The following is a 6,444-nucleotide window of genomic DNA, read 5'->3' on the forward strand; positions in this document are numbered from 1 at the left end:
TCTTGAGCAAGGTTCCGAACGCTTTTGCAAGTCCATCGAAGCGGCGACTCTGGGTCTCCTGCTGTTTCTGGTTCTATCAAACTTTCAAGATCACTGCAAAGGGTCGAATCGTTATATACGGTACGCTTACGTCCTCCGCCATGCTTACGGATTCGTCCGGAAGAAGCGCCGGAAATTTCAAAGTTTTCTGCTTTAAGAATCTCTTTGCATCCGTTTGCTATTGTTGGTCTGGAAATTCCAGTAGCTTTGGAAACCAGAGATATTCCTCCACGTCCAAGGGCCAATGCTTCCGTAGCGACAAAAAGTCTGAGTGTTTTCTCGTCAAGTATTGGCGCAAGCATTTCGAAGCGTTTTTTTATCAACCTTATTTCCATGCATGCAGTATAGCATGTACGTTTTAAATGTAAAGGTTATTTTGTGACAACTCCTATGTACCTCAAAGTCATGAGAGGACATTTCCTTACACAGTATTGGAAATAGTCATGATGGGCCGTGCCGCTTATACCGGATTGTTTTCCTCACCCAAAAGGGCGGACAGGAGGATCGCCGAATCGGCCATAGATACCGTTGGCATAGCACACCTGAAAACAAGACCTTACACCAGGCTAAGCGGTGGAGAAGGCCAGCTGGTTATGATTGCAAGAGCGCTGGCTCAGAATGCGCCGCTTGTGATCATGGATGAACCAACAGCCCATCTAGATTTCAAGAATGAATTAATAGTGCTTGAAACCATTGCAAGACTTGTGCGTGAAAAAGGGATATCGGTAGTAATGGCGACCCATTTTCCCAATCATGCTTTTTTCTTCGAAAACAATGTGATACCAACTGTGGTTGCGATGTTAAAAGATGCCGGGTTTATTGAAACAGGACCTCCTGAAAGCGTGTTGCAGGAAGACAAAATTAAAGCATTATATAGCATACAGGCAGGTATTATCACCTATAACAATGGTACCGGCAAGCCCGGAAAACAGGTTATACCGATCCGGACAATTACATAACTTGCTTAATATAATGAAAATAAATATGCTAAAAAAGATTATCCTCACATTAATAACTCTTGTGCTGATCAACCAGCACTCACTTGTACATTGTCAGTCGGTCGGAGAAGATTTTTCCGGAAAAGAGAGGACGCTAATAAATTGTATGGGCCGTTCGGTTATACTGCCGCAAAAGGTGGAAAGAATCGCCTGCCTGTATGCTTTTACCGGGCATGTGGTTACGATGCTGGGAAGATGCCGGGATATCGTCGCTGTTTCTTACGGCCTTAAGCGCGATTCGCTTTTACATCAAATCTGCCCGTCGATTTTAAATGCCAGAGTTCCCAAGGCACAGGGATCTATTAATATTGAGGAATTGCTGGTGTCCAAACCCGATATTCTTTTTATGCCTTCTGATGTTGCCGGTGATCCCGGAGACAGGGAAAAGCTTGAGCGATTTCAGATCCCGTATCTGATTATAGATTATAACAGTATTGAAACCCAGCAGAATGCGATAAAACTGATCGGACAGGCTATTTATGCAGATGCACGTGCCTCTGAGTATATTGCCTATTACCGGGATACCATTAATCGTGTGAGCCGGATTATGGATAAAATTCCGGAGGAAAAACGCCTTCGCGTCTATTATGCCGTCAACGAGCCGCTTCGAACAACATTTGCTCAAAGTATTGAAACAGATTGGCTCAAAATCACAGGATGTAAAAATGTTGCTCTCAACCTGGGGCAGCAGATCATTGAAGGAGCAAACTATACAAGCCTGGAGCAGATTTTGTTATGGAACCCAGATGTAATACTTGCCAATGAACCAGGTTCTGTAAAACTTATTCTTCAAGACGATAAATGGGCTGCTTTGAAAGCTGTAAAAAAACAAAAAAGTATATCAAATGCCGATTGGTATATCACGCTGGGGGCATCCGGGATCGCTGGAGACGCCGCTTGCCATCCTTTGGGCGGCAAAAACGCTTTATCCGGAACGGTTTACAGATGTAGATATAAAAGCAGAGACCAAGAACTTTTATAAAAAATTTTTTGACTATGAGCTTTCGGAAGAGATGACAGAAAAAATTTTGAGTGGTAAAAATATGAGAAAACCGAAAAAAAGAAAATAGGCTGTTTTGCAAAAAGGATAAAATAAAAGGAGTTTGGCAATGAGGCTATTGGTTGCTATCGATGATACGGATAATCTGGAGAGCGTGGGAACCGGGGAACTTGCATCGATTTTGTCGGAGAGTCTGTCAATAAAAGGATGGGGAAAAGGAGGCTATGTTACCCGTCATCAGATGCTGGTCCATCCTGATATTCCTTATACTTCCCATAACAGCGCCATGTGCTTTCCGGCAGAGATAAATGATGATTATAGGGATGCTTTTTTAAACTTTGCCATGGAATTTTTACATAATGAAAGTGCCATTGGCTCTGATCCCGGATTGTGTATAGTGAATATCGATAGACTTTTCAGAGCTGATGAACTGATGGCTTTTGGGTATAATGCCAAGAAAAAAGTACTTGTGAAAGATTCCGCATATGAGCTGGCAAAACTCATATATGTTCATCTTTCGGAGCATGGTGGAACAGGCCAGGGCGTGATAGGCGCACTTGCCGCGGCAGGTCTTCGCCTGACAGGCAATGACGGTCGTTTTAAAGGTCATTTCAAGATTGAATCGGCAGATGGTATTGTCACTCCTGACGAGATAAAAAGGCAAACGCATGTTGAGGTGATCCAAAGCATTGAAGGATGTTTGCTGAAAGAAAACGAAAAAATCCGGCTCGGCAATAAGGTTAAAGCAGTTTTGCTTGAAGGAAAATCCACTTTGCTGGTGAATAAAATTAAATCTTATGGCAATGGTTTTGCCCAATGGGAGACGTGCAGCAAACAGCAGCTGAGGGCTTACTGAGAAAGGAATAGCAGTTAATGCCGGCATGGCGTATTAATTCACATAGGCAAAAGGAATTTACTGGCGGCAATGATAACTGGGAGATGGCCGCCGAAACAGCGGCAAACTGCACTTTTTTTGTCCCCGATGATGAAGATGAACAGATCGCCGATGATCCGATCTCATGCTACAATTGCCGGAAACGTCGCTGGACATCCGAATCAATTGTTTGCATGCTTTTATCAGGTTAAATTTAAAGTTAAATATTTGATGTTTTAAGTTCCAATATACAGGCTATACTTCTTCCAGCACTTTAAGTGATACTTTTTCAACAATATCCTTAACTTTTTCATTATATGCAAGCATGTGCGGTGCTGATAGATGTGCCCGTAAATCCTCTAAACTGAGCCACTTTTCAATTATTGTAACAACATTTTTATTCAACTCCTGCGGTGGTAAGCCCGTGGGAACATCCATGGTTGGCACATATTCGATACATCCCTTTTCCTCAAGAACTTTTGGAATCATGGATTTAAAAATATCTATAAATTCAGATAATCGCCCATCTTTAATATGTATTGATGCAATTACATTTATCATTGTTAAATTTCCTTTTTATTAGTCAAAAAGATTTTAGCAATTGTCATAAATCTGTTTCGATTGGGCATGGGTAAGTATGCCCAATTACAACCAGGCAATCGGAATATTATTCCGGCAAATACGATAATAGGTATCTACAGTGATAATTGACAAAATACAAATAAAAGTATTATCATGCGTCTTATAAAAGCAAACTGCAAAATAATAGAAAACCTGAGCAGACCTGCTTTCAGACAATGCTTTAAGGATGTTGTCAAGCTATCAAATAAACCAGCGCAGTTAAAATAACATTTTTCTGAGAGGAAACAATTATGAAAATTGTCAGTATCGTCGGAAGTCCGCGTGGTAAACAAGGGAATACTGCACGGCTGCTTAATGAAGTAATTAAAGGCGCTGAAAGTATGGGAGCTGAGAACGAAACAATATTTTTACTTGGAGATTTAGTGTTGCCCTGCCGTGGTTGTGATAAATGCCATGTTAAGGGCTATTGCTTTCAAAAAGACAAATTTGAAGAAATAAAGCTTAAAATCTTTAAAGCAGACGGCCTGATTCTTGCCAGTCCCAATTATATTTTCAATGTAAGCGCCCAATTAAAAGCTTTTATGGATCGCTGCTGCGGCATATTACACTGTATGGGATTTGAAGGAAAATACGGCGCTTCCGTAGTAACATCAGGAGGCGGAGATGAAAAACCTATTGCTGACTACATAAATTATTTTCTGATAACAACCGGTATCCGGCCTGTAGGCTCAGTATGGGCTACAATGTCTGAACTGCAGGATGATATTTTTACTCAGGATATTTGCAAAAAAGCATTTGCTCTCGGTGAAAAACTGGTTAAAGACTGGAGAGTGAAAAAACAGGATAAGAATGTTGAAAAAAAGATGGCAATATTCAGGGATCGCATGCAACACCTGGTGAAATACCGAAAAGAACAATGGTTATATGAATACAGATACTGGAAGAAACACAGAGGAATGCCATGATAGGTTGGCCTCAATATTTTAAATCTGAATTGCAACAGATAGCTGTCTCATATTCAACTGTTGAGTCAGGCTAAGCAAGCAAATATAATATTGATCAAGGATCATAGCGGTCAATAATTCTTAACTTTCTTCATAAGATAGCTTTAATTACTATATTCTTTCTTTATCCCCAATTCTATACTCTTTGCACAGACAATATGTATGCATATAAATTTTCGATACATCCATTCTGAAAGTATAATAATTATCGATTTGACAATATATCCTTCAATTAATAGTAGATAACTATATCAGGATTTGCACAGACGAATAAACAACACACATTGTATTACGACTTATTATGGAGATATTCATGAAAGTTGCCTATATTTTTTCAACCTCAAATACACATTATATATTGAGTAATATGATTATTCCGCAATTGGAATCAGGTACACACGGATTTGAAGTGTGCGGTATGTTCTTTTTTTTAGATAACACTTTTATGCTGGTAGAAGGCAATGATGTGGGAGAACGTCTATCCCGGATTGCTGCGGAAACAGGAATGTTGCTTATGGGATGCGATAAATGTGTTATTGATCGCAGAATCCAGGACTGCCTGGTGGAATCAGCAACTATAGGCTGTTTCCCGGATTTACACAAAGCACTGGCCGGAGCGGGGATTGATCAGGTGATTACTCTTTAATGAGCCGGAGTAAATCTTAAATGAATAGCCCTTATTCAATAAAAACCGAATCATCTGTAAAAACACAAGATTATGCGTTGCAGCAAGAATTGCAAACCGTCTCTTTGCAATGCACCAACTGTAAGCTATGTCAAAAAGAGTGTGAATTTCTAAGACAATACGGCAAGCCTAAAGAGATCGCCGAAACTTTTGATCTCACGAACAAGACCTTTAAGACAATGGCATTTGAATGCAGCCTTTGCGGGTTATGTGCAGCGGTATGTCCGGTAAATGTGAATCCGGTAAGTATGTTTCTTGAAATGCGGCGTGAGGCTGCAAGGCAAGGGTCCGGCGTTTTTCAGGAGCACAGCGGCATTTTGGCCTATGAAAAAAAGGGCACATCAAAACTCTTCAGCTGGTATGGTTTGCCGGAAGGGTGCGATACAATTTTTTTCCCTGGCTGCACACTTCCCGGAACCAGAGCTGATAGAACACTTGCTCTGTTTGAACTTATTCAGCAAAAAAATCCCCTCCGTTGGAATAGTTCTGGACTGCTGCACCAAGCCATCTCATGATCTGGGACGGGATGATTTTTTCAACGCCATGTTTGAAGAAATGAAAGATTTTCTGATTCGGAATAAAATCAAAAAAGTACTGGTGGCCTGCCCCAATTGCTACAAGATATTTGACCAATACGGCGGGAATCTTTCCGTAATGAGTGTCTATGAGTTTCTTGCCAATCTGGATGTTCCCGCCAAGAAAATATCTGCACAAATTGTGACTATCCATGACCCATGTGCTATGCGCTTTAAGTAACTTAGCAATAATAAATTGAACAATTATGTTGACATTTATCTACGGTAATGATATGCGTTATGTATGTCAAACACTGTTGAGAAAATCAAGGTAAAGTATGGGTATTTACGTTCACATTTAGATGAGAAGGTTCTTCGTCTATGGGCGGCGGTAGAAGCACAGTCACTATGCAGAGGGGGTATCTCCCAAGTGTCGGAGGCTACTTCATTATCAAGAACGACTATATATGTGGGGATATCCGAACTTAAATCGGGAGGACCGGATATTGACTCGCGATTACCCGGAAGGATCAGAAGAACAGGCGGCGGCAGAAAGAAGCTGAAAGAAAAAGATCCTTCCTTGCTTCAGGATCTTGATAAGTTATTAGAGCCTGCCACTCGTGGAGATCCTGAGACGCCCCTTCGCTGGACATGCAAGAGCACGACGAAACTTGCCGAGGAACTGACAGCAAGAGGTCACCCGGTAAGCCAGAGGACGGTTTGTGATCTATTGGATGAATTAGGTTA

At 41.1% G+C, this 6,444-nt stretch carries 10 protein-coding genes and 1 pseudogene; 9 read left to right on the top strand and 2 right to left on the bottom strand.

Features of this window, described 5'->3' with window-relative positions; all coding sequences use genetic code 11:
• A partial coding sequence (locus VXK47_RS06235; protein WP_435547909.1) for an ISAzo13-like element transposase-related protein occupies positions 1-374 on the bottom strand: 374 nt, incomplete at its 3' end.
• A 63-nt stretch (positions 375-437) separates the two neighbouring features.
• Here VXK47_RS06235 and VXK47_RS06240 point away from each other — a divergent pair.
• The 4 genes and pseudogenes from VXK47_RS06240 to VXK47_RS06255 all read left to right on the top strand — a co-directional run.
• A pseudogene (locus tag VXK47_RS06240) lies at positions 438-998 on the top strand (ABC transporter ATP-binding protein); the annotation flags it as partial.
• Positions 999-1,023: 25 nt separating this feature from the next.
• Positions 1,024-2,019 (top strand): ABC transporter substrate-binding protein, encoded by a 996-nt coding sequence (locus tag VXK47_RS06245; RefSeq protein WP_435547910.1) that lies wholly within the window; start codon positions 1,024-1,026, stop codon positions 2,017-2,019.
• A 127-nt stretch (positions 2,020-2,146) separates the two neighbouring features.
• On the top strand, positions 2,147-2,893 hold the full coding sequence (locus VXK47_RS06250) for a hypothetical protein (RefSeq protein ID WP_435547911.1): 747 nt from the start codon (positions 2,147-2,149) through the stop codon (positions 2,891-2,893).
• A gap of 17 nt (positions 2,894-2,910) precedes the next feature.
• Positions 2,911-3,123 carry a hypothetical protein gene (locus tag VXK47_RS06255; RefSeq protein WP_435547912.1) on the top strand — a complete coding sequence of 71 codons (213 nt, stop codon included), beginning with the start codon at positions 2,911-2,913 and terminating at the stop codon, positions 3,121-3,123.
• Positions 3,124-3,166: 43 nt separating this feature from the next.
• On the opposite strand, the gene VXK47_RS06260 is transcribed toward VXK47_RS06255, so the two are convergent.
• Positions 3,167-3,472 carry a putative quinol monooxygenase gene (locus VXK47_RS06260; RefSeq protein ID WP_435547913.1) on the bottom strand — a complete coding sequence of 102 codons (306 nt, stop codon included), beginning with the start codon at positions 3,470-3,472 and terminating at the stop codon, positions 3,167-3,169.
• A 311-nt stretch (positions 3,473-3,783) separates the two neighbouring features.
• On the opposite strand from VXK47_RS06260, the gene VXK47_RS06265 reads away from it, so the two are divergent.
• The 5 genes from VXK47_RS06265 to VXK47_RS06285 form a co-directional block, all read left to right on the top strand.
• Positions 3,784-4,458, top strand: a complete 675-nt coding sequence (locus tag VXK47_RS06265; protein WP_435547914.1) for a flavodoxin family protein — start codon at positions 3,784-3,786, stop codon at positions 4,456-4,458.
• 352 nt (positions 4,459-4,810) lie between these two features.
• On the top strand, positions 4,811-5,143 hold the full coding sequence (locus tag VXK47_RS06270; protein WP_435547915.1) for a hypothetical protein: 333 nt from the start codon (positions 4,811-4,813) through the stop codon (positions 5,141-5,143).
• A 20-nt stretch (positions 5,144-5,163) separates the two neighbouring features.
• Entirely contained in the window at positions 5,164-5,697 is a 534-nt protein-coding gene (locus tag VXK47_RS06275) for a 4Fe-4S dicluster domain-containing protein (RefSeq protein WP_435547916.1), read from the top strand.
• Between the two features lie 28 nt (positions 5,698-5,725).
• Entirely contained in the window at positions 5,726-5,938 is a 213-nt protein-coding gene (locus VXK47_RS06280; RefSeq protein WP_435547917.1) for a hypothetical protein, read from the top strand.
• Between the two features lie 63 nt (positions 5,939-6,001).
• On the top strand, positions 6,002-6,444 hold a 443-nt coding region (locus VXK47_RS06285; RefSeq protein ID WP_435547918.1), incomplete at its 3' end, for an ISAzo13-like element transposase-related protein.

Source organism: Desulfobacterium sp. N47, assembly GCF_051233685.1.
Lineage (GTDB): Bacteria > Desulfobacterota > Desulfobacteria > Desulfobacterales > RPRI01 > RPRI01.

Excerpts from the sequence above, each read along its gene's own strand:
- VXK47_RS06265 (WP_435547914.1), top strand. The coding sequence starts at position 3,784 with ATGAAAATTGTCAGTATCGTCGGAAGTCCGCGTGGTAAACAAGGGAAT.
- VXK47_RS06245 (WP_435547910.1), top strand. The coding sequence starts at position 1,024 with ATGCTAAAAAAGATTATCCTCACATTAATAACTCTTGTGCTGATCAAC.
- VXK47_RS06250 (WP_435547911.1), top strand. The coding sequence starts at position 2,147 with ATGAGGCTATTGGTTGCTATCGATGATACGGATAATCTGGAGAGCGTG.
- VXK47_RS06255 (WP_435547912.1), top strand. The coding sequence starts at position 2,911 with ATGCCGGCATGGCGTATTAATTCACATAGGCAAAAGGAATTTACTGGC.
- VXK47_RS06280 (WP_435547917.1), top strand. The coding sequence starts at position 5,726 with ATGTTTGAAGAAATGAAAGATTTTCTGATTCGGAATAAAATCAAAAAA.
- VXK47_RS06275 (WP_435547916.1), top strand. The coding sequence starts at position 5,164 with ATGAATAGCCCTTATTCAATAAAAACCGAATCATCTGTAAAAACACAA.
- VXK47_RS06270 (WP_435547915.1), top strand. The coding sequence starts at position 4,811 with ATGAAAGTTGCCTATATTTTTTCAACCTCAAATACACATTATATATTG.
- VXK47_RS06260 (WP_435547913.1), bottom strand. The coding sequence starts at position 3,472 with ATGATAAATGTAATTGCATCAATACATATTAAAGATGGGCGATTATCT.